The following is a 24761-nucleotide window of genomic DNA, read 5'->3' on the forward strand; positions in this document are numbered from 1 at the left end:
CAAGGTTTTCCCCATTTAAAAGGGGTCTTAGATATTACGGAAAATCAGGTAATGAAAATAACAACACGACTTGTGAAAATGACGAGTCTTCTTCCCCTTACAGCCTCCTTCATCTTATTACTGGCAACCTCCAGTAATGCCCAAGAAGAAGATGAATTTGAAGGGCTGGCCCCTGGCATCGGACAAGAAGAAGTTCTGATATATTGTTCCGCCTGTCATTCGACAAGAATTGTCCAACAACAAGGCATGAAGCGTTCCGGTTGGGAAGAAACTCTTGAATGGATGGTAGAAGATCAGGGAATGAGTGAGATAGATGAGCCAGATTTAGCTCTGATCCTCGACTATCTGTCCAAACACTACAATGTGGATCGCCCCAACTTTCCAGGTAAAAAATAATTATGATATAAAAAAGCTGAACTTGATTTTAAGTTCAGCTTTTTTATATCAATACGCCACCTTGCCGCAAGTTGGGTGATGGTTTTCGGCAAAGCTCAAGCACAAACCTCAGAAGCTTCATAGGCTTGATCCATAACATACTGCTCTTCTTTTGTTGCTGGTAGATTTAGCTCCCCCTTTAGCTTGAGATAGCTTGAAATAGACTTAAAGCGTTTCTCATCCATGCCTGAGGCCAATAAACCAAATTTAAAGCGAGAGCTCTCCCAAAAGTTAGAAGCTACGCCTCTCCCCAACAGAAGCATTTCTTTTGAAATACCAGTATCAAAGCTATCCGTGTCTTGATCTTTAGGAGCAAGAAGAAAGCTTACCCGACACCCCCGCAAGCCTCTGTAATGCATGACTATTCCATCTTTTTCATCAAAGCGTTGAATAGTGACATCCACCAAATATAACTTACTTCCGGTTAAATCAGGTGCCTGTAAAGCTCCCCTTATCGAAGCCGCAATTAAAGGTTTATGGGCAAAATCGCTGACGACAAAGCTGCGTTCAGACAAGGCATCATGTTTTTCCATGGCCCAACTCTGAAAGGATGAAGAGGTATAACCTCCAAATTGAGACATTCCCAAAAAAACCATAAGCAACATGACCATGACGGCAGATCCGCTCACGACTTTCCATTTCAGCTTATCAGAGTTCCAGCCACGTTTATGTATCGCTGGCTTACTGGACAGAGCTTTTTTTAAAATGACCAACCGGGCAATCTCCGACGTCAAATTCGGATTACCCTTACAGGCATTTTTCACCCACGCTTCGCGTTCAGGAGAAAGCTCTCCATCCACATAAGCGTTTAAAGTTTCCCAGTCAGGGATTTCCTTATTGGACATCGTCAACTCTTCTCCAAAGGAAACTTCACCACATTATCTCGTTTCTGCTTTTGGCTAGGCCCAACAAGCTTGCTCAAGAGTGCCTGACGCCCACGACTAACCCTACTCATTACTGTACCTGATGAAATATCGAGCAAATCCGCCACTTCCTGATAGCGCATGCCTAAAATATCCACCAAAGCTAAAACTTCACGATGATCCGCAGATAAAGTTTCATAAGCATCTTTAATCGCAATGATATCTTCTGGATCAAGCGATTGTTCGCTGTTCTCACTTACCCAACGTTTTTCTTGGGTAAAATATTCCCTCCGAACAGATCTTTTTCTTTGTTCATCAAAATAATAGTTACGAAGTACTCGAAATAACCATGGCCTGAGATCATCAGCTGCTTTTAATGCTTTATTAGCCTCAAGTGCGCGGGTTATTGCCTCTTGAACCAGATCATCTGCCAGATCCCGATCACCACACAACGCAACAGCATAGGCCTTCAAATCAGGAATCAGTTTCTCAATACGTTTGCGGCTACCAAAAAAAGAACGGAGCACTCGTTATCCTGACCTTATAAAGACGGTGTTCCCATCTTTTACTCTATGTACGTATTTCTGTACATATTCACCGCACTTACCCTCGATCACACAAGTAATAACCGTGCAAGGTGTCGCTTTTGAATTACCACGGTATTATATCACTGGTCTCATAAAATTCAAAACCCACTTTGAATTTTTTATCAAACGATATAAAGGTCTTAGCTATTATTTTCCAACAATCGTTCGTAGATATGATAATATTCAGCGATTTGTTCGTCACAGAGTACTACTTCCAACGTTTGAGGATTCCAAAAAGCATTTGCCACACCACAAGATCTAAGGCGCAGGGTAATTTTTTTCGGCAGATGAAACGACTTTTCCACATAGTTTTCAAACTCATCGAGAATACCATGCACATGAAGCCATTGCCGATAGCCTTTATACTGTGGGTCCGCTTCATCTTCGACAACGACAATTCTTTTCACCCGGTAACGATTCCCAAGCCAATGAGGCGCCAAAATTTCATGCCATTTAGATGTCTTACGTTGATAAAGGGTCTCACACTCCTTGGTAACAATATCTTCGACCCCAAAGTCTTTAGGTAAATCCTGATAGAACTCCAAGTCCGAACCGTAAACCATGCAGAGGTGTTGTAGAAATCGCTCAGAATCCAGAGAGTGCTCACTGGTGATGTTCTGATCGCCAAAATCCTCTTCTTCGCTCAAAGTCAGCCAATAGAGAGCTGTGGAAAAAAGATAATTATCCAATTTCGATTCACGTTCCTGACTCAAATCACCTTTATTAAGTTCTTCTGTGAGCGCAATAATCGAAAAAACATCAACCGCATCCTCTTCGCTGCCTACGACTGGCAAACCATAGATTGAAACCAGTGCATGACCAATTTCATGGTAAAGAGTAAGAAGCACATTTCCAGCAATAAACTCCTGAGCTGAGATCTTAGATTCATCCTGTGCCTTGGATGGAAGCGTACTAAAGCCAGTCACCCCAATCACAGTACTAATAATCAGAAAATAATGTATCGCCCTACGTCGACAACTTTCCAAAAGCTCCGCCCTCAACTTCATGACAGGTATCCTAAAACATTTACCTTCACGAACTATACGCCAGAATTTTACAAACAAAAAAAACCTCACACATAATGCATGAGACTCTTTCTATTCTCACAAGTCTCACGGGGAATTTCCACCGCCTCCCGCTGGAATTACTTTTATAGAAAACTCCCCTAGAATCCTAATGGCCACCAGTACCGGTTGCCCCTTCTTTAAGGACAAATTGTTTGCTGCAATAAGGGCAGGAAATTTCATTCTTGCCTTCCATGTTGAGATAGACAAGGGGATGACCGTTGGGGCCACTTCCGCCATCACAAGCTACAACAGTGGTTTCCACCTCTTCCGTTTCGTATACGGCCATGACGCTTTCCTGACTTTTTACCCTGAGACGATTGATAATTCGAATAACATTTACCATCGTTCCCTTGTGTGGGTCTTTATTATTGAGACAATAGTCACTATGTATTGATGCTGAAATTCTTTTACCGCCCAGTCCGGAAATATTCCAGCCCCTTTTTCCGGTTACTAACCCATTTTTTCGACAAACCGAACAGCACATATAATATTATGCCCGACGATCACAGTTATACCACCGCTTCGCCCAGAAAAGAAACTGTCGCGCAGATACAAAAGGATATTCCAGGCATGCCAACATACGCCGTTGAACTAGAAGGCCTGACCAAGGTTTATCAAGCCGCAGGGACAGCCACAGAAAAACGAGCTCTCAGCTCTGTCGACCTTAAGATTCCACGCGGCAGTATTTTTGGCCTGCTCGGCCCTAACGGTGCCGGGAAATCAACATTGATCAATATTCTTGCTGGACTGGTGAATAAAACGAGCGGCTCCGCAAAGATCTGGGGGCATGATATCAAAGAAGAAATGCGTCCCGCACGTATGTCTATCGGTGTCGTTCCTCAAGAACTAAACTTCGATCCTTTTTTTACGCCACTTGAATTACTCGAACTACAAGCTGGGCTTTACGGCGTTCCTAAAAGTGAGCGCCGCAGCGAAGAAATTCTCGAAGTAATGGGACTTTCAGATAAAGCCAAGACCTATACCCGAAGCCTTTCTGGCGGCATGAAGCGCCGTCTGATGGTTGCGAAAGCCATGGTTCACAGCCCTCCGATTCTGGTGCTGGATGAGCCAACTGCTGGCGTGGATATAGAATTACGCCAACAACTCTGGGCTTATGTGCGCGAGCTGAACAAACGTGGTACGACCATTTTATTGACGACGCACTATCTCGAAGAAGCCGAAGAACTTTGTGATGAGATCGCCATTATTAATCATGGTCAAGTTATTGCCTGTGACACCACTCAAGCACTTTTGGCACGAATTGAAAGCAAGACACTCACCCTCTCTTTGTCTGAAGATCTTAATCAACTCCCAAACAGCTTCACCCGCTTCCATGTTGAGCAAAAAACGCCGCGCCAAATTACCTTTAGCTATAAAGCAGATGATGGACAGCTTGCCGATATTCTCAAGGCTGCCAATGATGCCGATCTCAACATTGTAGACATAATGACAGACCAAGGTGATCTCGAAGATATCTTCCTACAGCTAACGCGTGGCGCTCACAGCTAAGAAGAGTAGCAGTAACACCGCTTGCCTCCCCGCCTTGAGGGCGCAATAATCGAACCGGATAACATAAGGTTTTGTGAATGAAGATCTTTTCCGGTTCGTTAAAGAAAAAAAATCCCTTTAAGCTGGTCTTATCCATCGCTTTACTTGGGTTATTAGCTGCATGTGCTCCCCGTCTCGCCCCGCTTGGCGACACGCTCAATGCTGCGGCGCTCAATGACGACAGTTTCATCACCGATGATGGTCTTTCTCTCCCCTTTAAAAGCTGGCTGCCAGAAGGTAAACCTGAAGCCATAATCCTTGGTCTTCATGGGTTTAATGATTACTCCAATGCATTTGAAGGTCCCGGAAGTTTTTGGGCAAAATCCGGTATCGCCACCTACGCGTACGATCAACGTGGCTTTGGCACGGCCCCCCATACCGGCCTGTGGGGTGGGCATAAGCAAATGACAGCCGATCTCCGTACGGCGTTACGTTTACTACGGGCACAGCACCCCAATACGCCTTTATACACGGTCGGCATCAGCATGGGTGGTGCCGTTGTCATGGCAGCTCTTCAAGAACAAACAGCCACAGGGGTTAACCTTGATACCGATGGTGTTATTCTCTCAGCTCCTGCTGTGTGGGCGCGAGAGACCATGCCATTTTACCAAAGGGCCTCTCTCTGGTTAGTCGCACATACCACACCTTGGGCCAGCTTTACCGGAAGCGGCCTTAAAATTCAGGCTTCCGATAATATTCCAATGTTAAGAGAACTCGGCAAAGATCCTCTCGTTATCAAAAACACAAGAATCGACAGTGTTTATGGCCTCACAGATCTCATGGATGCGGCTTACGGATCACCCAAAAGCTTAACCATACCGTCTCTTCTACTTTATGGAAAGAAAGACGAGGTCGTGCCGTGGGAGCCCACAAGAGATGTATGGAAGAGCCTTCCTAATGGCATTGACGATTCCCAACGTGCCGCGCTTTATGAAAACGGCTGGCATATGCTGTTGCGCGATCTACAGGCCGAAACCGTCCTTACTGATATTAGAGCATGGGTGCAAAGCCCTCTTTCACCACTGCCATCAGGCGCCGACAAAAATGCACAGCAAGCCCTAAGACTAGAAGGTACCATTCTTACCGACAACTAACCTAAAAAAAACGAGGGCAACAGATAAGCTCAAACCCCAACAAAGGCCTTCGTAGGAGAACACAAAATGGAATTTGAAGATAATGCAGAACGGTTGGGATTTGATGCTTCACGCCTAGCGCGTATTGATCAATGGATGCAACGTTATGTGGATGAAAAAAAGTTCCCCGGCGCATCAGTATTGATCACCAGACATGGTGAGGTCGCTCACTTTTCCACCGCTGGCCTGCGCTCTATCGAACAGAATACCCCCTACGAACGCGATACTATCGTTCGTATTTATTCCATGACAAAACCTATCACCTCTCTCGCCTTGATGATGTTGATGGAACGTGGACTATTTCATCTCGACACACCCATTGATCAGTTCTTACCCGAATTTTCCAACAGTACTGCCTTGATTGAAGGCGCGACATCAATAAAGCAGACAAAACCCTGCCCCGCGCCCACGGTCCACCAAATCCTCACCCACACCAGCGGCCTGAGTTACAGCTTTAACGAAGGCATTCTTGCTTCAGCTTACGCCAAACATAAGCTCGATTTTGGTCCTGGTGATGACACACTGGAACAACGTATAAAAAGGGTAACTCTAATCCCCTTGGCATTCACTCCCGGCAGCCGTTGGGAATACTCCATTGGCATCGACATTATTGGACGCTTAATAGAAGTACTCTCTGGCCAACCGCTTGACCAATTCCTTCACCAGCAAATATTCGAACCACTAGGGATGAGCGACACAGGCTTTACCGTTCCCAAAGACAAACGCGCGCGCTTTGCCAACTGCTATCTCTACACAAAAAACAACCCATTAACTCCCATGGACCCAAGTTTATCCGACCGTTACCAGCCGGGCGCAAACAACATCCTCTCCGGTGGTGGCGGCTTGGTCTCAACGCTTGATGATTACTTGAAATTTGCTGAAATGATCCGCCTTGGTGGCAGCTTGAACGAGAACAAACTGGTTTCTGCAAACACAGTTAATTTCATGCGCAACAATCATTTACCAGGTGATATTTCATCTATGGGACCAAGTTCGTTTGCTGAAACACCGATGGACGGTATGGGCTTTGGCATCGGCGGTTCAGTTGTACTTGATCCCGCACGACAACGGACACCTGGTTCCGTCGGTGATTTTGGATGGGGAGGATTGGCAAGCACCTTCTGGTGGACCGATCCGGTTGAAGAAATCAATGTTATCTTCTTCACTCAGCTTGTACCATCAAGCACCTATTCGAGCCGACCAGAGCTTAAAGCTCTGGTCCATGCGGCTCTCCTTTAACCCCAAAGGTCTTTATGCGATCTGACGTTAATTTTTAATTTGGTTATCCGGATCTTCATCAGGCAGATGGTATTTTTGAATTATCGGATATTGGCTAAAGATAAACAAAACCATCAGCCCCATAGATCCGAATACTTTAAAGTTTACCCAAAAATCATCGGACTGTGTGCGCCAAACAATTTCGTTCAAAACCGCCATTACGATAAAATAAAGGCCAAATCGGATTGTCAGAATATACCAGCCTTCATCCGTCATTTTCCATGATTTCTCCATCAACGGTTTAATCAACGGACGCTTAAAGATAAAGAGACCACCAAGAAGAATGATCGCAAAGATGGCCTGAACAATCGTTGGCTTCATCTTATAGAAGCTTTCGTCATCAAAATAGACCGTCAATCCCCCAAAAATCATCACGATGATCGCCGTAAACAAAGGAACTTTGGGCACTTTTCCATCGTAGAAGAGAGAAAATCCAATACCGATAATCGTCGCCACCATCAACGCGGCTGTTGCCGCGATAAAGGATTTTGTCTCAAGCAACAGTTCAATTGGATAGGCTTCTACAATCCTGTCATAGCCATAGTAAATCCCGAAAAAAACAGCGATAGGCCCATACTCAATTGCGGGTCCCATCCAACTTGGTTTTTGACGCGACATACTTTAACTCCCTTGAGTTCTCACCCTTGATAAGGGCTGAAAACAGATTAACACAACAACTGCTTGGATAATTCCAAACAACTTCAGATAAAACGTGTTGGACAACAAGCCACAAAGAGCACCTTCTTTTCAAGGAAAAACGTGTTCAGGAAAAACCACCATTGGCTTGTGAACACCAGAAACCATAGCAATACTGTTCCCTCATTTGTGACAACAATTGCTATATGCTGTGACCTGTAAAAATGCCAACATAAGATCAGGTCACCATTTAACAATTGAATGTGTATCCCATAACTTTAGCAGGAATATCGCTTATCAAAGAGCCGCCCAAGAGAAATTAGCTAAGGTCATTTTGTCTCTTTACCTGCACCAAGGCTTGAAGTAATGTCCGCCCATTGACCGCTCTTTGTGCACCCGTAGCTCAGCTGGATAGAGCGCTGCCCTCCGAAGGCAGAGGTCTCGCGTTCGAATCGCGACGGGTGCACCAATAAAGTCAACATTTACAGAGCTTTTTAATTACCAGATTTCCAAAATTGGAGACGCTATCGGGTAGGTTACCGCGATGCACAATTAAAATTCACTCCCAATCCATCTCACCCACTCTCTCGCCAATATCAGATTCTATCGGCTCAAGATCACCTTCGTTCTGGCAAATGACTTTATTAAATCCCGGACCAGTGGTTCGGACCAAGCCAGACGCGCTAGCTCCCACGTAATCAGCAAGTATTATCTGTGCGTACTTAATTATAGGCATCTCTAGTTCGTGGTTTAGAATTGTCTCTGACTTCACAGCAACCCCTCAATCATCAAATAGCACAAACGTGTAGTATCTGAAATAGTCATTCTTTCGGGTGTAGTTGATGCTGTGTGTTTTCATTTCCTATGTCCTTGTTGTGAGCAAGCACAATAAAAACGTACCGAGAACAAATTAGCAGTTGGTCAAGAGAAATTGGGTTGGTAGGCTCAATCAAATTTCACGTAGTCATTGAAAAAACAAAGTGTGCATCATGTCGAGAATATTATTCGTTGTATTAGCCATTTTCTTCTCAGGGAATAATCATACGTTTGCTGCTGAGGGAGATGTAATGACGTGCGAAGTTGTACAAATATTAACTCCCGTAGAAACAGGTAAATACGCCCAAAGCCGTTCAGACTTTATAAATAGAAATTTGAATTCCCACTTCAAAATAATTGAATCAAAAAAAACAATAACTGCGATTAAAACAATAACTGCACTCAAAGAATCAGAAGACCCTATAACCAGTGAAATTGTATATGACACCTTGAAACCATCATTTAAGGATATACGGGGTATCTCAACTGGCATTATCGGCATGAGCTCTATCGCCATACAAGCAGAACAGAACCCCACTCTAGGCCATTATAGAGCTACACTTACCCACCAATCATCCTTTGCAACTAATGTTTGGATGCTGGAATGTAAAAAATTATAATCCAGCCACAAAAAATAACCCCACTGAAGCGAGGCACCATCTTGTTGGCGTCATCGATATGGTCAGTCACACCAACCAGAACGTTTACCGCAGCCGCGTTTGATTGACCGGGGATATTTGGGGACGTTATGGGGACGCTACGTGCAGATTAAAGCGAGTCTTGATGGCCGTAACCTCTTTCAAGTTCTTAAGCTTTAAAGCAATTCTCTCTATGCCATCCTAAGAACTTAGGATGAGGGCGTAATGCTGGGTTTTCTGGGGCCAGAGCTTTACCACTAGAATTCACAAGACGTTCAATCTGTGTTGGATCATTTACCTGTCTTGAGATCAAAATATCCAACTCATCACTCAATGAGATCAATCCACGATCAAACATCCAATGTACTGTTCCTGATAGGGCAATGCCATTTCGAACAGTATCAGGACCATGTTGAGCGACAGGTTTAATATGCGCTGCTTCAACTTCGGCACGACCACCACCGTTGATCAGTTGCAACCCCGTAATAGCACAGCGGCTGTCATAGGCTTTTAATACATGTTTTCTAAACACACGGTCACGGGGAATACGTGAAATGGTTTGTTCGACGCGAAAGCGTTCAGTTTCATGAAAGAAACCAGATTTTTTTTCTAACAGCCCACCCCATTCCAACGAATTTTTATTCCGATCAATCTCATCTACCCGAGGCAGTAAATCGGTTTCTTCAGGGAAGCCCTGTAAAACAATTTGATTAAAATCAGCATCAGATATTGGCCGAATAGCCCATTGGATCAAGCCACCGTTTAAGGAACCATCTTTTTTCCCTAAATCTGATTCCATAAAGCCGTTCTCTTTACGGAACGAAACAAACTCTTCGAAGGAAAGAAATGTTCTCGGCGCAATACGGGCGATATACATACCATCGTTTAGGTTATCGGGTTCAATTCTATCTATTTTAGCAATAGCTGTATAACCAAGACGTCCACCACCACCGCGAGGTTCATAATAAACGATCCAATCATTCTCAAACTTGTTCGCGCGGTTCAGATAGCGCTTTGGAAATTGATATTTCTCTTCTGGGAAATCATCATATATTGAATCTGCACGATGAACGAACACACCCTTTGCCATAAACAGATTTACTTTCTTATAAATACTTATAATTGAATAAAACAAAAATCATCTTATGTAGATTAAAAAATGTCTGCAATAAACTTTCCCGAATAATAAGGAGGATTACCTGAGTAAAAACAGTGTTATCTAAAATCCAATAGCGTCAGACACTCAAGCCATATACAATTCCTCGAGTTCCCTATTAACAGGAAATGGCTTGTAAATAACAACATATCAACAGTGGTCTGCCCCGTTGAATTAGTTTACAAGTAAGCTAGAAAATGCTCTTAAACTTGGTAAGAAATATTTAGCAAAGAAGGTAGCGTAATGGGATCAGGATCGACACGACCAAACAATGCTGACGACAAAATGATAGCAGCTATTGAGCGCGGTGATGACGGCCAATTTAAAGATCGTAACCCAGGTAAAAATGCCGATACCAAACTCATCAAAGAAAAAGCAGCAAGAGAGAAAAAAATACAAGACAAAACCGACAGATTGAAAGCGTTGAGATTGGCTGCTGAACAAGAAGCCAAGGCTAAATAAAACCGAATACTGCAGAAATTCCATGTACCTTTAGAAGGCTTCCATGATCAGAAAGCCTTCTAAAGGTACATGGACTGTCGTGATGGCTACATCTATAGGGCATAGAGTTAGTTAAAGCACAAATCATAAATTTATCCCTAGCAGCAGTTAACTCGGACCACAAAAGGTCAACACCCCACTAGTAGCTCCTGTCATGGTGAATTTTCACCAAAGTAAAATTAGCTCTCCACGTCACTTATTGTAAATTCAATAACTTCCGCAGCAGCAAACTTTACACTCAAGCCAAATCCCGTTGCTGTCGCTGTTGGACCTTCACTATAAGCACCCTGTTTCATCACAGCCCGCTCTCTAAGAACTTGATCTCCGTGAACCGCATAAGCGCCCTTTTTCCAGTTATCGGCATCTTTTGAGTTTTTCATCATTCGCAAAATGTAGCTGGCTTTGTGATCGACATCGACACCGCCAAAATGATCAAGTTGGTCTTGATCCATGATAAGTACACCAGCCTTAAAGCTCTTAAACTTACGCTGAATCATAAGTGCTATGTAGTGATTCCAATACATTCTTCGGCTACCGCCGCCTAGAGTTGCCGCGCGTAAAAGAATCACTCCTTGGGCACCCCGAACATGCCCACTCAAAGAAAACTCTGTTATCGCGGTTTGCCCGAGCTCTTTGATACCTTTGACCTGATAATGAGATCTATAATAGTCGATCAATTCTTCTTCGGTAAGAGTATCTTTACCAAGTTGCTCTTCCGCTTCAGTTCGAAAGCTCTCTGTGATTGAGTCTTGAGACAATATTGCGTTCGCAGCGTGATTTCGCCATGTACCATGGGTTTCATCAAAACTTGAGATAACGAAATCCTGAGATGAGCGGTTCACAACAACCGCACCGACAGGTCGATGAGCACTTGCAAGATCGGTTACCATTTGCGTAAAAACTGTCTGAGCCGTCACTCCTATAGCCGAAGCAATTGCAGCAAGAACCATTACTTTTCCCTCCCTATACATTTTATTAACTACATTTAATATGACCTATTCTACCGTTACCGTGACTCATCACATTAAACACCTAATGATTGATAATTATTGATAGATTTAACCTATAAAGCAAGTAACACTCGACAGCACATAAACACCCTCAACACTTTGGATAAGTAAGTAAGAGGAATTAACGTCGTATCGCTGACGGTGGTCTGCCATAAAGCTTTGAAAACACCGCATTAAATCGTCTTAAACTGCCAAAACCTGCCGTGAAGGCTATTTCTGTCATAGATAGCTCTGTATCGTTTAAAAGACGTTTTGCCCGTTGAATGCGATAGGTTTGAGCCGCCTGTAACGGGCTGGCGCCAAAGTGTTTGCTGAACAACCGAGTAAGATGGCGGGAGCCAATACCGAGGCGATCAGCCAACTCAATTACAGATCCCTCATCCAATGCACCATCGTTGATTAATTTAAGCGCCCGGTTCACCGTTGACTTTGATCCTTCCCAAGCAGGACTGAAGGGCGCTGTTTCCGGGCGGCACCGCAAACAAGGGCGCAAACCAGCAACCTCTGCAGCCGGCGCGGTCTCAAAGAATTTCACGTTCTTAGTCAGGGGTAACCGCGCAGGACACACCGGACGACAGTAGATCTGAGTTGTGAACACACCAACAAAAAACACCCCATCATAAGCCGGGTCTCGTATTAAACGGGCTTCATTACACTCATCAAAATTCAACATGATCATAATTTACAAAAATAGTCCGCCTTTGTAATGCGGAATAAATGACCACGTCCGTTTCCGACCAGCCAACGTGAACTCAATCCTTTAAGACGTTTCAAGCAATGGCTTATTAACCCGGAACAAACTCACAGGATTATTTTGATGACCACTTCTCATTACAAAGCACAAACACTCCACAAGCTTCATATAAAAGGTGATCCACTTATTTTACAAAATATTTGGGATGCAGGTAGCGCCAAAGTGGTTGCGAACTCAGGCGCCCAAGCCATTGCCACGGGAAGTTGGCCAGTGGCATCAGCTTTTGGTTACGCAGATGGTGAACAACTACCGCTTGACCTTGCACTTGCCAACATCAAGCGTATTAGTGATAGCGTCGACCTCCCTGTGACAATGGACATAGAAGCAGGTTACGGAAGAACACCCGAGAATGTGGGGAAAACTGTAACTCTCGCGCTCCAAAACGGTGCCGTTGGGTTTAACCTTGAAGATCAGAATATTAGTAATTCCAGCCTTTTTAGTATCGAAGAGCAGTCTAAAAGAATTAAGGCTGCACGTGCTGTCTCAGATGCTTTGGAAATATTCGCCTTTATCAACGCGCGAACAGATGTGTTCCTTCAGGCAAATGCCGATGACGACAACGCAAAACTTTTTACGGAAGTTGTCGCCCGAAGCAAGGCCTACTTCGCCGCTGGCGCAAACGGTCTTTTTATTCCCGGTCTCATAGATGCCGATTTAATCGAAGAACTTTGCAAATCAAGCCCGCTTCCAATCAACATTATGGTTATGCCCGATTGCCCAACGAACAATGAACTCACCAAGCTGGGCGTATCCCGTATTAGTTATGGTCCAGGACCTTACCAAGCAGCTATGAAATTGCTCGAAAGCCAATGTCACAAACTGTACAGCTAGAGAAATGGGTTTTATTTGGGAGGAAGTTTAAATTATTCCAATTCAACCCTCCCGGATAGAACCCAAGCATCCATTTAAATACATGCTTATTAAAGAAAACAATGCTTATAGAGTAAAATTTGTGCTCGTATTTTACGGCAGCTGTGGCTTGGATAACGCAGACAATGACAATGCCCGTACCCATACAATAACTTTTGATCTGTTACTTGATCTCGGATCAGGTATTATCAAAAAAAACCGTAAAGTGTCCATCCGCGTTCAATTAATTCCCCAGCGATTATTTAAAATGGCAAAGGCAAATTTATATGGTTGTCTTATTGGAAGAAATCTTATCAGCCTTTCCCGGCATTGATATACCAAAAGAACGGCAGAGCATTTCAATCACTGGAAGAGGAAGTTTACCATCCTGGTTTGAGGTCACAGACTTAGCCGCTTCATCCATGGCCTCTACAGGTCTAATGCTTTCACGTTTTACGGACACCCCCCCATCCATTCGACTTCAAACAACAGATAACCGGATTCAGATTGACCAGCGCCTCGCTTCGTTTTGGTTTGATATGACTTTGCGTCCTAAGGCTTGGAAACTGGCTCCAGCATGGGACCCTATTGCTGGTGATTACAGAGCTAAAGACGGTTGGATCAGACTGCATACCAATGCTCCTTTGCACCGTGCCGCTGCGCTTTCTGTTTTGGGTCACTATAAGGATCGCGCAACATTGGAACCTGTCGTTGCCAGGTGGAATGCCGATGATCTTGAAACGGCAATAGTACAAGCCAACGGTTGTGCCGCCACGATGCGCAGCATCGAAGATTGGGGACAACATCCTCAAGGGATTGCCGTTTCTCAAGAACCTCTGATCATTTGGGAAACTCATGGTATAGCGAAGAGAAAAGCTTGCAAACTTGCCCAAAAACGCCCCTTAGCTAATATAAAAGTGCTTGACCTAACTCGCATATTAGCAGGCCCCGTGGCTGGCCGATTTCTTGCCGCCTATGGCGCAGATGTTCTACGTATCGATCCACCTGCATGGGAAGAAGCAGGTATTATTCCAGAAGTCACACTCGGTAAACGTTGTGCTGGTCTCAATTTAAAAAATCCAGATGATCGCCAAATATTTGAGAACCTAATCGTCGAAGCAGACGTCCTGCTTCATGGCTACCGACCAGAGGCCTTAAACAACCTTGGTTATGACAGAGAAACCCTCCGCACAATAAACCCAAGCATTATTGATGTTTCCTTAAATGCCTATGGTTGGTCCGGTCCCTGGTCCCACAGGCGCGGATTTGATAGTTTGGTGCAAATGAGTTCCGGCATTGCTGATTACGGCATGCACAAGTCTGAGACATATAAACCGACCCCTCTCCCTGTTCAAGCTCTTGACCATGCAACGGGATATCTGTTGGCCAGCGCGGTACTTTATGCCTTAAACGAAATCAAAATCTCAGGTAAAGCACTCTCTGCCCGGCTGTCGCTTGCACGCGTAGCGCATCTTCTTTGCCAAAGTAAACGCACGACCCTCAGTGGAGGGTTACAGCCAGAAACCCTCGCAGATATTTCCCCAAAAATAGAGGAAACCTCTTGGGGGCCAGCTCACCGGATAAAATTCCCCCTCACGCTAAGAAACATTCCTTCTTCCTGGAATTATCCCGCCTCAGACCTTCGGTCATCGGCTCCGGTTTGGCTTAAATAAATTTCTCGATCAGATTTTTGTGATTCAAGAACTTCCCCTGTTTACTCATAGCTTTTCAACTCTATTATGCCGCGCATAACTATGGCGCAAAGAACGTCAAAAAAGATAGAGCACGTTAGGAAAGAATATGGCTGTGGACAAGGAACTATACGAGTTCCATTTTGGCTCTTTAGCTGGTTGGGAAAACTTCGACGAAAAGCTTGATAAGCCCATAGAAGACTGCTGTGTTATGGCCATGGATTTTTGCTCCTATAGTGCATTCGTCCGGGAAACCAGTGACATTGCACTTGCCCATAAAATGCTCAGTTCTTTTTGTGATGGCGCACGGGATGTATTAATCGAAAGTGGTGCTCTCGTCGATCGGGTTCAAGGCGATGGCCTACTTGCGGTCTGGGGCGTTCATGAAAAAGTGGATGCGGCCAAGGTTCTTAAGGTCGCCGCCAACATTCACTGCTTAGCCCAAAGAACCGCCCAAATTTGGCAAGACAGCATTGATCGCGTCATCGAAACCCAAGGGGCAAGGATTGGACTCTCCTATGGTCCGGTAACTCTGCTCTCTCTGCCAACCGCCTATCCAGGATTCAGCCTTCTCAGTGAGATCGTCAATTTGGCAGCCCGGCTCGAGGCACGAGCGGATCCCGGAACAGTATTTATGACCAACCGCTTTGAAAACCTTTTGCCTCCGGAATACCAAAAGGCCTGTAAGGACCTTTCAGATGAAGACGGTCAACGCGGGTTAAAATTAAAAAATATTGGCCGCGTTCAAGCTTTCAAGTGGTCCCCTGGAGATACTTAATCCAGTCACGTTAAAATGTAAAAATTCTTATTCTGCAAACTCCAGCGCCTGATGGTTATAGAGCTCAAGTAAGAATTCAAGGTAGGCCGGCTCTGCGAAAAGATCAGGGTAGGACTTTGAATTTACGACCTCTTCTTTCATAAACATCTTGATGAGTGGGAAAAGCCGTTCATCCAGAGTAAAGCTTTGGCTATCAAAACCGAGACAAAATCCACCTGTACTTGAAGTCGTTATCGCAAATTTCACGTACTCAGGTTTGATCAGGCTGGCACCTTCTTGTAATTCGCCTTCAAACTCATCGTCATAAAGCATCTCTTCACGCTCAGAATAATTTCCAAAATCTTCATGAGATGATTCAGTAAAAAACTCAACCAGCCACTGGGTAAAATTATCTGAACGAAGTTGAATATCAAAGATGTTCCGAATATCCCCGACAGCACTCTCGCTCATGGTAAAGCCAGAGCTATCAATATCAAGGCCTGCACCAACATACCGTTGATCCAAGTCTTCAAACTCGGAGAGATATTGAGAATATGCACTAAACAAATCTGATGTTTTTGGTCCAAGAAATCCCACAGAGAATGTCATAGCACTCTCTAGAGTAACACCTTCATGCGCAAATTTTGGCGGCACATAAAGAACATCTCCGCACGTCAGTTCAATCTCGTCGCCTTCAAAATCCTGATCTAAAACCTTGAGATCTATGCCCTTAATGTAAACCTCTTCCTCTATCGCCTCACGCCCGATTTTCCAACGACGTTTACCTTCTCCCTGAGTTAAGAAGACATGGTAACTATCAATATGAGGACCAACAGAACCACCTTTGGCCGAGAAGCTAACCATGATGTCATCCAGGAGCCATCGAGGTGCAAAGTTAAAGTGTCGAAGTAACGCCGATGTATCTGGATGAAATTGCTCGACATTCTGAATAAGTAAACTCCAGTCCCGATCTCCAGCCGTTTCATAATCGTCTTCCGTAAAAGGGCCGAAGCGGCATTTCCAATCCTGAAGCTCGCCAGCTGTCTTGACCATGCGAGATCGAGGAGTTTCCTCCATCGACAACCCAGCAAGTTCATCTGCGGTTATCAAACCGCTCATCTCTTCTTCAGATATAACGCCCCGAACGACGAAAGGTTGGTTATTCCAATAGACCCGGTAAAAATCCCCAGGCGAAGGCATCGTATCAAGTATGGCAAGCTTTTTGGACATTCATCTATCCGATTTAAAAGGCGGTAAAAGAGTTATAGAAGGGCTTATTACATAGAAAGCTGGGGCTTAAAAACCCTTCGTTTTATTTTAATCAGCTTCAATTTCAAAACACAGAGCCTTTCATCACAATCACACAGCTCTAGAACATTATTTATCTAATCGCAGTAAATATCAAAAACCTATGCCTGATCTGACAACAGGGTTAAACTTGGATCAATTTTATCCTTGATCCCGCCTATAATGTCAGCCCCAAAGGCGAGATAGTCAGAAGATCTCGGAGAGTTTTTACGCCACACAAGCCCCACCTTACGCCGCGCGGCCTTTAATGGAACCGCACGAGCGACCACCTGTGGATCATTAATCATTTCCGATCTCACATAAAGACTTGGAAAAAAGGAAATTCCCATCTTCATCCCGACCATTTGACGTAGTGTATCCAAACTGGTTCCTTCGTAATCAACTTGAACCACGGCTCCCAACTCAAGACAAAGTTGCTGGATTTGTTCGAATAACCGATGGCCGATTCCTAGAGATAACACCTCTTCATTACGAAGATCTTCCAGTTCAATCACCTTTTTATTTGCGAGTGGATGCTCTCTCGACATACCGATGAGTAAAGGCTCCTCGTACAAAGCCATGACCCCAAAACTATCATCTTCGACAGGCAAAGCTGTTAAAACAAGATCATGTAATCCTTCCCGTAAGGTTTGCTCAAGAGCTCTGGATCGATCCTCACGAATATGTAATTTAAGTTCAGGATACTTTTGATGCAAAAGTGGAATGACATGCGGCAACAAATACGGACCAACAGTCGGCGCAACCCCTAATCGTAACCGCCCTCCTAGCATACCCTTTGCCGATTGCGCTGCATCACACAAATCATCAAGATCACGCAACAGATATCTCGCTCGTTTAAGCAGCTCCTCACCCACAGACGTCAGCTGAACCGTCTGCCGAGATCGTTCCAACAAGGCCACGCCCAAACGGTACTCGAGTTCTTTCACTTGATCACTCAGTGTTGGTTGGCTTACGTTCAACCTTTCTGCGGCCTTTCTGAAATGAAGCGTTTCAGCCACGGCCAGAAAGTATTCAAGTTGTCGGATTGTTGGTTTTGGCATAAATATCTCGTGATAGCTTAAGGCTATTAATATACAGTAATAAATCGATTATACATATCAAACAATAGGTACCACTTTCTGAAAGCGATAATTTACCTATTAACTCTTGGCAACTTGGGAGCCACTGTTATGCCAACCAGAATGATTAGAAATTTTCTACAGATGGAATCAGCAGGCGGGATAACTCTCATGTTTGCTGCATTGCTGGCGCTCATTGCCTCGAACTCTCCCCTAGCATCCTATTATACAAGTATGCTCGATGTTCCCTTTACCATCGCTCTAGGTGAGTGGGCTCTCTCCAAAGCTGTCCTCCTCTGGATCAACGATGGCTTTATGGCCATTTTCTTTCTTCTGATCGGACTAGAGTTAAAAAGGGAAATTTTAGAAGGACAGTTGTCTTCTGTTGATCAAATAGCCCTACCGGCAATCGCTGCCGTTGGCGGTATGCTCATTCCTGCCCTTGTTTTTGTGGGAATAAATTTGGGTGAAGGCAGCAATATGAACGGATGGGCTATTCCAACAGCCACCGACATTGCTTTTGCCCTTGGTATCATGGCTCTTTTGGGCAACAGAGTTCCCCTGTCTCTCAAAATCTTGCTGACTGCTATTGCAATTTTTGATGACCTAGGCGCCATTATAATTATTGCGTTTTTCTACACCGCTGAACTTTCTCTCATCTCGCTCGCATTTGCTGCTGCTGCCTTACTGGGCCTTCTTATACTCAACCGTGTGGGTGTGACGGCAAAAATGCCTTATGTTTTGGTCGGGATCATCTTATGGGTATGCGTTCTAAAATCAGGAGTGCATGCTACACTTGCTGGAGTTGCCATCGGGTTTGCCATCCCGCTGAAAGGAAAAACACCTGAAGAGAAAAGTCCTCTGAAAAGTCTCGAGCACCACCTCCATCCATGGGTCGCTTTTATGATCTTACCCATATTTGCCTTCGCAAATGCGGGTGTATCACTTCAGGGAATTACAGTCGAAACCCTTATTGCTCCGCTCACACTCGGTATTGCCGCGGGTCTATTCATCGGTAAACAACTCGGGGTCTTTTCCTTTATTTGGTTTGCAGCAAAAACAAAAATATGCCGTCTTCCCGAAGGAACAAACTGGCGTCAAATCTATGCCTTAGCTCTATTAACGGGTATTGGTTTCACAATGAGCTTGTTTATCGGTGGCCTCGCCTTTGAAGATCCGAGCGTCGCTGGTCAGGTAAGGATCGGGGTCTTAAGCGGCTCTATACTCTCCGCGCTTGCTGGTTTCTGTCTGTTGCGCTTTGGTAACGATCAAAACAGCCCTAACAACAAACAACAAGCAGAGTAGCCCATACAGATATTAGCTTCCCTATAATAACAGAGCCCAGGAATTCCCTGGGCTCTGTCTTTCAAATCAAACGGAGTAGCTATCTGAATTATTCGTGGTTAATGTCAATATAGCCTTCATGCCAGTTGATTTCCATTTGCTTACCGTTGGCTCTTTCAGAAATGAAAACCCCACCCTTATCACCACGCATAAATCTGAAGCAAAAAACGCCCCATTCTGACCAGTCTTCACAATAACGTGCCTGATCATCGACAAACCAGGGGATTAAACGAACCGGGTCTCCCTTTATCGCAACAACAGCTATTCCACTGGAATGATTACGTTGGCGATAAGCTTTATTATCTCCAAAAACCCCGGAAATTGAATTTCCGTTCATAAGCACTAATACTTCTTTTGCAGTCATATAGCTCCCCGTATCAGCTTGAACGGAGGTCACCAAACCCACAACGACCAAGCTAACGATACAAATTTGTGTTCTCAATCTCTGCAACATTGAATTATATCCCTGTCATTATTTTCTTTGTTTTGGATTTCTTTTGCCTCAGGAAAGAGGATCCCCGACAATTGGAAAATCAATGTTAAGTGCAATTTAGTTAGAGCTTGTGAAAATCCACGCCAAAACAACGCAAAATAGCAAGAAGATAAATCCCCCTCCCCTTGGAGAAAGTTACGCACGTCAATGGTCAACCTGGTTTCAAAATCTCGGTGTTATGGCTGCCAAGATAAATCAGACCTTGCCCAACCAATTTATGAATGCATCGCAGGAACTGTTGAAATTATCTCAAAATCATGGCTATCAATCGGTGCTGCAATTAAGTTATCAGGCCGCCATAAACATAAATTTTGATCCGATAAGTTTTTCGTTATCCTCTGCCAGAACTCCTCGGCAATTGGTCTTACGATGGACGAGTTGTCTTGAGCTTCAATCCCATAACAGGCTTATCGCTTCAGGTAAGAAATTTTCTCATCCGAAATACAGGGCATGGTATAACTATTTTATAGAACAAATCTCCTCTGAAGAGATCGTCATAAGGCCGTTCCTCTCTCCGCTCGCAAACATGAGCTGTTTTGGCCCCGCTGTTCTCGGTGGTGTCGCCTGTGCTTTGTTTGACCTTCAAGCAGTCGAAATATGGGTGCATCCTCCAAACAGCCCGTCTTATAAATTGAATTTACAAAGCACACTCGTTTTTAACCCACTTCTTGCCAGAAATTTCACGCCTGATTCTGAAATCCTCATCAAAGGAACTCCTCTAATTCACCTACGGGAAAAAAACCTCGCCGCCATGCAAGACCTTACGCACCTGATTTCAGATCGAGAACTTCTCTCTCGCATAACTTCCCTGCCCAAATCCCAAGACGGCGGACACTTACCCATGCCATTTGCCGCCAGACACATTGGCATCTCAACCCGTAGCCTATCCCGACGGTTAACAAATTTAAACACGGGGTATGCAACCCTCATCCGCCACATCCGTTTTCGTGATACTTGCATCGCTCTGACTTTTGATGAACATACTATTGACGATATCGCTTGGTATCAGGGCTATTCTGATCGACATCACTTATCCCGTGAATTCAAACTATTAGGTGGTTTCACCCCGTCTAAATATAGAGATGTCTTACACTCGAACACCTGACACACTTTTAGGCAAAAACCCCTGGTTTGCTCACCGGGTAATGGCTTGCTGATGCAATAAAAAATGTCTAAGCTCGGCTTCGGTCTCAACGGGGTGCCCATAAAGGGCTGAGAATTTTCCTAAGCAGGAAAAAAACCCGTCGAACCTGAACCGGTTAGTACCGGCGGAGGGAATTGAGAGCTGGGCACAGATTACGAACCAATGGTTCTATCTGTTAAATATATTCCAGATTTTTCAGGAGCCTCCCTGCACAATAAATTGGGCTCGCCCGCTAAATATGGAGCGTCGCATGATCTTGCGAACAATGATAACTGCACTTGCAGTCACTACTTTCGGTCTGGGAATAAATTTCTCAGCGTCTGCCGATGATAAAAAAACTCTCACCATTTATACCTACGATGCCTTTGCCGCCGATTGGGGTGCAGGGCCAAAGGTTAAGAAGGCTTTTGAAGCCAATTGTGATTGTGACCTTAAGTTTGTCGCTGTTGATTCTTCTGTTGGTATTCTCAGTCGCTTAAAGCTCGAGGGAAAAGACACTACTGCAGATGTCGTTCTCGGCCTGGACACCAACTTAACAGCCGAAGCTGCTGAAACAGGTTTATTTGTAAAGAGCAATGTCTCCCTACAAAACTTCACGCTTCCAATACCCTGGAACGATGAGACCTTTGTGCCCTTTGATTATGGCTACTTTGCTTTCGTTTACAATAGCGAAAAATTACCCAGCGCCCCCACCAGTCTTGATCAATTGATCAATGGATTTCCGGATCTAAAGATTATTATTCAAGACCCTAGAAGCTCAACAACCGGTCTTGGGCTTATGCTTTGGATGCAGAATGTTTATGGAGATAAAGCCGCAGAATCCTGGAAAAAACTCTCCCCAAAAATCGTCACGGTGACCAAAGGCTGGAGCGAAGCTTACGGCTTGTTTAAGGACGGTGAAGCAGACATGGTTTTGAGCTACACCACCTCTCCCGCTTATCACATCATTGCAGAAGAAAACACCCGGTATAAAGCAGCAATTTTCGATGAGGGACATTATACTCAAGTGGAGGTTGCAGCCCAACTTGCCAGCTCAAAAGAGCCTGAACTGGCTCAAGATTTTATGAGCTTTATTGCCGCCAAAGATTTTCAAAACCAAATCCCTACAGGCAACTGGATGTATCCAGCCATTGATCTTGGTGATGGTCTACCAAGCACATTTGAAGAGCTTCCCAAACCAGAAAAAGCCCTTCTTTTCAGCCCAGAAGATGTTCAGAATAACCGCCAAGCCTGGATTGATAACTGGCTTAACGCCATCGATCGTTAATCCTGAATAATCTAATGAACCCCATATCAAAGACACGTACATCCCATGGTTGGTTTGGCTTTTTATGGCCCGGCCTTCTTAGCTTATGTGTAATCTCTTTGATATTGGGGCTCGCTTTTTCAGGGTTATTCAGTCAAATTTTTGAGATAAATTTTTCGAAGATTTATAACAACAGCTATCTGTTTCGCGTTATTAGGTTTACCCTGTACCAAGCTCTACTCAGCACAGTTATTTCAACATTTATCGCTATTCCCGTTGCACGCGCGTTATCTCGCCGCCCCAATTTACCTGGGCGAAAGTCGTTCTTGCGACTTGCATCACTGTCTTTGATTGTACCAACGATTGTCGGGGTATTTGGCATTGTTGCCGTGCATGGCCGAAACGGGTGGTTCAATCAAGCTCTATCGTTTTTCGATCTTACGGCAGGAAACTATCTCTATGGCCTTATCGGCATATTAATTGCCCATGTTTTTTTCAATGCTCCCCTGCTGTCGAGAATTTTCCTCCAAACCCTTGAAGCTTTACCACAAGAGTATTGGCGCTCAACGGCACAACTCAACATGTCAGGCAAAGACATTTTTAAGCTCATCGAATGGCCAATGTTAAGGCGGGTATTACCAGCGTCCTGTGGCCTTGTCTTTCTGCTGTGCTTTACTTCTTTTACCGTCGTTCTCGCTCTTGGCGGCGGCCCTTCAACCAATACACTTGAAGTTGCGATCTATCAGGCAATAAGACTGGATTTCGACATCCCCAAAGCCGTAATCCTTGCCCTAACTCAGCTATTCTTCTGCGCGACTTTATTGTTTATAGGCAGCCGTTTTGCTCGCAATATCCCGCTGGGAAATACTGAGCAGCAGCCAGCAAAGCGTTTTGACGCCAAAAAGCCGGCTGCGATAGCAATCGATACAATCATGCTAATTGCAATGAGCCTTTTGGTGTTCCCGCCCTTGCTTGCCACAGCTCAAAAGGCATTCTCCACACGTTTTTTTACTGTCCTCGGGGATGAAAAATTATGGAGCGCTTCATTTAACAGTCTTATGATCTCTCTGGCTGCAGGAACTCTCACCCTGTTACTCGCGATCGGTATCGCCCTCATGTTACGCAGCCTTGAACTCCCTTCTCGACTAGGGAAAAAAAACTATGCAAAGCCTTTGTCCGCAATAACCGATTTTTCAGGAAGTATTATCCTTCTTCTACCTCCCTTTGTTTTAGCCACCGGACTGTTTATCAGCCTCAAAGGAATGGCCAACCTTTCCGCACTTGCGCCTTTTCTTGTCGTTACCGTAAACTCTTTGATGGCCCTACCTTTTGCCCTGCGCATTCTCATTCCAAGCTTTGAAACTTCGGCTCAAAATAGTGATCTTTTGTGCCGAAGTCTTGGCATTAACAGCCTGAACCGGGTGCGCGTCGTCGACTGGCCCCAAAACAAGAAAGCGCTTGGACTTACCTTCGGCCTCTCTACAGCGTTATCTACAGGAGATTTGAGTGTGATCGCCCTTTTTGGCACTCAGGACTTCACGACATTACCTTTATTCATGTACCAGAAAATGGGAAGTTATCGACTGGATGATGCCGCAATCATCGCCTTTTTCCTCTGCACGCAAAGCCTTCTCCTTTTTACGGTAATAGAACGCACAATTGCAGGACATTGGTCACTTTCAAGCTTTGGATTTCCCAAAACCAAAAGTCTAAAGCCACAAAAAGAGGATGTTCCTAACCGTGTTTAATAAGATAGAATCAGGGCTTGAAATCAAACAGCTCTCTTTCAAACATTCAAGTCAGAAAGAAATCTTTGAATTCGACTTCCAGGTCTCGTCTGGTGAACTGGTCGCCATCCTGGGTCCTTCTGGTATTGGTAAATCGACCTTACTAAGCCTGATTGCCGGATTTGAAACCCCGCTATCCGGTACGATCTGCTACAATGGACAGGATCTTAGCTCTTTTCCTCCTGCAGAACGTCCAATCACGAGCCTCTTTCAAGAACACAATCTCTTTGCGCACCTCACAGCCGAAGATAATATTGGCCTCGGCATTAATTCTGGACTGCGCCTATCCTCTCTCGACCGCCAAACCATTGGCAAAGCCCTAAATGACGTTGGTCTTTCAGGCTTTAACAAGCGCCTACCTTCGGAACTCTCCGGCGGGCAAAGACAACGTGTGGCTTTGGCCCGATGCCTGGTACGGCAACGCCCTATATTGCTTTTGGATGAACCCTTCAGTGCGCTTGATCAGGCTTTAAGAAAAGAGATGTTGAAGTTAGTAAAAAACCTTCACTGCGAACACAGATTACTCACGCTAATGGTGACACACTTATCGGATGATGCAGATGAGATCGCTGATCGCGTCATCCAGCTTTCCTAAGTCATCTTCACAAACCTTTGAAGAAGAAGAGCACCTGCCCGCTACGCTTAAAACTGGCAGAATTTGC

Annotated in this window: 26 protein-coding genes, 1 tRNA gene and 1 riboswitch; of the genes, 15 read left to right on the forward strand and 12 right to left on the reverse strand. The window is 44.7% G+C overall.

The window, feature by feature from the left end:
- The first annotated feature begins 51 nt into the window (after positions 1–51).
- A complete protein-coding gene (locus ACFSKO_RS03805) occupies positions 52–396 on the forward strand; it encodes a hypothetical protein (RefSeq protein WP_380248576.1) in 345 nt (114 codons plus the stop codon).
- A 95-nt stretch (positions 397–491) separates the two neighbouring features.
- Here ACFSKO_RS03805 and ACFSKO_RS03810 read toward each other — a convergent pair whose 3' ends face one another.
- The 4 genes from ACFSKO_RS03810 to ACFSKO_RS03825 all read right to left on the reverse strand — a co-directional run bounded on the left by ACFSKO_RS03810 (position 492) and on the right by ACFSKO_RS03825 (position 3238).
- Positions 492–1280 (reverse strand): anti-sigma factor family protein, encoded by a 789-nt coding sequence (locus ACFSKO_RS03810; protein WP_380248578.1) that lies wholly within the window; start codon positions 1278–1280, stop codon positions 492–494.
- A gap of 2 nt (positions 1281–1282) precedes the next feature.
- Entirely contained in the window at positions 1283–1825 is a 543-nt protein-coding gene (locus ACFSKO_RS03815) for an RNA polymerase sigma factor (RefSeq protein WP_380248580.1), read from the reverse strand.
- A 200-nt stretch (positions 1826–2025) separates the two neighbouring features.
- Positions 2026–2892: a DUF4344 domain-containing metallopeptidase gene (locus ACFSKO_RS03820; protein ID WP_380248582.1), complete on the reverse strand. Its 867-nt coding sequence runs from the start codon at positions 2890–2892 to the stop codon at positions 2026–2028.
- A 166-nt stretch (positions 2893–3058) separates the two neighbouring features.
- Positions 3059–3238, reverse strand: coding sequence for a zinc-finger domain-containing protein (locus ACFSKO_RS03825; protein WP_380248584.1), 180 nt, complete (start codon positions 3236–3238; stop codon positions 3059–3061).
- A 206-nt stretch (positions 3239–3444) separates the two neighbouring features.
- On the opposite strand from ACFSKO_RS03825, the gene ACFSKO_RS03830 reads away from it, so the two are divergent.
- From ACFSKO_RS03830 to ACFSKO_RS03840, 3 genes are all read left to right on the forward strand, one after another.
- Entirely contained in the window at positions 3445–4461 is a 1017-nt protein-coding gene (locus ACFSKO_RS03830) for an ABC transporter ATP-binding protein (RefSeq protein WP_380248586.1), read from the forward strand.
- 77 nt (positions 4462–4538) lie between these two features.
- A complete protein-coding gene (locus ACFSKO_RS03835; protein ID WP_380248588.1) occupies positions 4539–5594 on the forward strand; it encodes an alpha/beta hydrolase in 1056 nt (351 codons plus the stop codon).
- A 66-nt stretch (positions 5595–5660) separates the two neighbouring features.
- Complete coding sequence (locus ACFSKO_RS03840; protein ID WP_380248590.1) at positions 5661–6872, forward strand: serine hydrolase domain-containing protein; 1212 nt, start codon at positions 5661–5663, stop codon at positions 6870–6872.
- A 27-nt stretch (positions 6873–6899) separates the two neighbouring features.
- Here the strand turns inward: ACFSKO_RS03840 and ACFSKO_RS03845 are convergent, their stop codons facing one another.
- Positions 6900–7529, reverse strand: coding sequence for a septation protein A (locus ACFSKO_RS03845; RefSeq protein WP_380248592.1), 630 nt, complete (start codon positions 7527–7529; stop codon positions 6900–6902).
- Positions 7530–7939: 410 nt separating this feature from the next.
- Between ACFSKO_RS03845 and ACFSKO_RS03850 the strand changes: the two genes are divergently transcribed.
- Positions 7940–8016, forward strand: a tRNA-Arg gene (locus ACFSKO_RS03850).
- Positions 8017–8106: 90 nt separating this feature from the next.
- On the opposite strand, the gene ACFSKO_RS03855 is transcribed toward ACFSKO_RS03850, so the two are convergent.
- The gene (locus ACFSKO_RS03855; RefSeq protein WP_380248594.1) at positions 8107–8319 is read right to left on the reverse strand and encodes a hypothetical protein; all 213 of its coding nucleotides are present in this window, start codon (positions 8317–8319) and stop codon (positions 8107–8109) included.
- A gap of 217 nt (positions 8320–8536) precedes the next feature.
- On the opposite strand from ACFSKO_RS03855, the gene ACFSKO_RS03860 reads away from it, so the two are divergent.
- The gene (locus ACFSKO_RS03860; protein ID WP_380248596.1) at positions 8537–8983 is read left to right on the forward strand and encodes a hypothetical protein; all 447 of its coding nucleotides are present in this window, start codon (positions 8537–8539) and stop codon (positions 8981–8983) included.
- 187 nt (positions 8984–9170) lie between these two features.
- Here the strand turns inward: ACFSKO_RS03860 and ACFSKO_RS03865 are convergent, their stop codons facing one another.
- Complete coding sequence (locus ACFSKO_RS03865; protein WP_380248598.1) at positions 9171–10091, reverse strand: HNH endonuclease; 921 nt, start codon at positions 10089–10091, stop codon at positions 9171–9173.
- Between the two features lie 309 nt (positions 10092–10400).
- Here ACFSKO_RS03865 and ACFSKO_RS03870 point away from each other — a divergent pair, with 309 nt between their 5' ends.
- Positions 10401–10619, forward strand: a complete 219-nt coding sequence (locus ACFSKO_RS03870; protein ID WP_380248600.1) for a hypothetical protein — start codon at positions 10401–10403, stop codon at positions 10617–10619.
- Positions 10620–10837: 218 nt separating this feature from the next.
- Here the strand turns inward: ACFSKO_RS03870 and ACFSKO_RS03875 are convergent, their stop codons facing one another.
- Complete coding sequence (locus tag ACFSKO_RS03875) at positions 10838–11608, reverse strand: hypothetical protein (protein ID WP_380248602.1); 771 nt, start codon at positions 11606–11608, stop codon at positions 10838–10840.
- Positions 11609–11789: 181 nt separating this feature from the next.
- Positions 11790–12347, reverse strand: coding sequence for a bifunctional transcriptional activator/DNA repair enzyme AdaA (locus tag ACFSKO_RS03880; protein ID WP_380248604.1), 558 nt, complete (start codon positions 12345–12347; stop codon positions 11790–11792).
- 138 nt (positions 12348–12485) lie between these two features.
- On the opposite strand from ACFSKO_RS03880, the gene ACFSKO_RS03885 reads away from it, so the two are divergent.
- The 3 genes from ACFSKO_RS03885 (at position 12486) to ACFSKO_RS03895 (ending at position 15740) form a co-directional block, all read left to right on the forward strand.
- The gene (locus ACFSKO_RS03885) at positions 12486–13253 is read left to right on the forward strand and encodes an isocitrate lyase/PEP mutase family protein (protein ID WP_380248606.1); all 768 of its coding nucleotides are present in this window, start codon (positions 12486–12488) and stop codon (positions 13251–13253) included.
- 305 nt (positions 13254–13558) lie between these two features.
- On the forward strand, positions 13559–14944 hold the full coding sequence (locus ACFSKO_RS03890) for a CoA transferase (RefSeq protein WP_380248608.1): 1386 nt from the start codon (positions 13559–13561) through the stop codon (positions 14942–14944).
- Between the two features lie 127 nt (positions 14945–15071).
- Positions 15072–15740: an adenylate/guanylate cyclase domain-containing protein gene (locus tag ACFSKO_RS03895; protein WP_380248610.1), complete on the forward strand. Its 669-nt coding sequence runs from the start codon at positions 15072–15074 to the stop codon at positions 15738–15740.
- Between the two features lie 27 nt (positions 15741–15767).
- Here the strand turns inward: ACFSKO_RS03895 and ACFSKO_RS03900 are convergent, their stop codons facing one another.
- The gene (locus ACFSKO_RS03900; protein WP_380248612.1) at positions 15768–16949 is read right to left on the reverse strand and encodes a cupin domain-containing protein; all 1182 of its coding nucleotides are present in this window, start codon (positions 16947–16949) and stop codon (positions 15768–15770) included.
- 179 nt (positions 16950–17128) lie between these two features.
- Positions 17129–18067, reverse strand: a complete 939-nt coding sequence (locus ACFSKO_RS03905) for a hydrogen peroxide-inducible genes activator (protein ID WP_380248614.1) — start codon at positions 18065–18067, stop codon at positions 17129–17131.
- Between the two features lie 129 nt (positions 18068–18196).
- On the opposite strand from ACFSKO_RS03905, the gene nhaA reads away from it, so the two are divergent.
- The gene (gene nhaA, locus ACFSKO_RS03910) at positions 18197–19390 is read left to right on the forward strand and encodes a Na+/H+ antiporter NhaA (RefSeq protein ID WP_380248616.1); all 1194 of its coding nucleotides are present in this window, start codon (positions 18197–18199) and stop codon (positions 19388–19390) included.
- A gap of 88 nt (positions 19391–19478) precedes the next feature.
- Here the strand turns inward: nhaA and ACFSKO_RS03915 are convergent, their stop codons facing one another.
- A complete protein-coding gene (locus ACFSKO_RS03915) occupies positions 19479–19883 on the reverse strand; it encodes a hypothetical protein (protein ID WP_380248618.1) in 405 nt (134 codons plus the stop codon).
- A 109-nt stretch (positions 19884–19992) separates the two neighbouring features.
- Between ACFSKO_RS03915 and ACFSKO_RS03920 the strand changes: the two genes are divergently transcribed.
- From ACFSKO_RS03920 to thiQ, 4 genes are all read left to right on the forward strand, one after another.
- Positions 19993–21027 carry a helix-turn-helix domain-containing protein gene (locus ACFSKO_RS03920; protein WP_380248620.1) on the forward strand — a complete coding sequence of 345 codons (1035 nt, stop codon included), beginning with the start codon at positions 19993–19995 and terminating at the stop codon, positions 21025–21027.
- A 79-nt stretch (positions 21028–21106) separates the two neighbouring features.
- Positions 21107–21217, forward strand: a riboswitch (TPP riboswitch).
- Positions 21218–21316: 99 nt separating this feature from the next.
- A complete protein-coding gene (gene thiB, locus ACFSKO_RS03925) occupies positions 21317–22333 on the forward strand; it encodes a thiamine ABC transporter substrate binding subunit (RefSeq protein WP_380248622.1) in 1017 nt (338 codons plus the stop codon).
- Between the two features lie 14 nt (positions 22334–22347).
- Positions 22348–24060, forward strand: coding sequence for a thiamine/thiamine pyrophosphate ABC transporter permease (gene thiP, locus ACFSKO_RS03930; protein ID WP_380248624.1), 1713 nt, complete (start codon positions 22348–22350; stop codon positions 24058–24060).
- Positions 24053–24694, forward strand: a complete 642-nt coding sequence (thiQ, locus tag ACFSKO_RS03935; protein ID WP_380248625.1) for a thiamine ABC transporter ATP-binding protein — start codon at positions 24053–24055, stop codon at positions 24692–24694. Before thiP ends, thiQ begins: the two co-directional genes overlap by 8 nt.
- The last annotated feature ends 67 nt before the right edge of the window (positions 24695–24761 follow it).

This window comes from Kiloniella antarctica (assembly GCF_042682825.1).
GTDB lineage: Bacteria > Pseudomonadota > Alphaproteobacteria > Kiloniellales > Kiloniellaceae > Kiloniella > Kiloniella antarctica.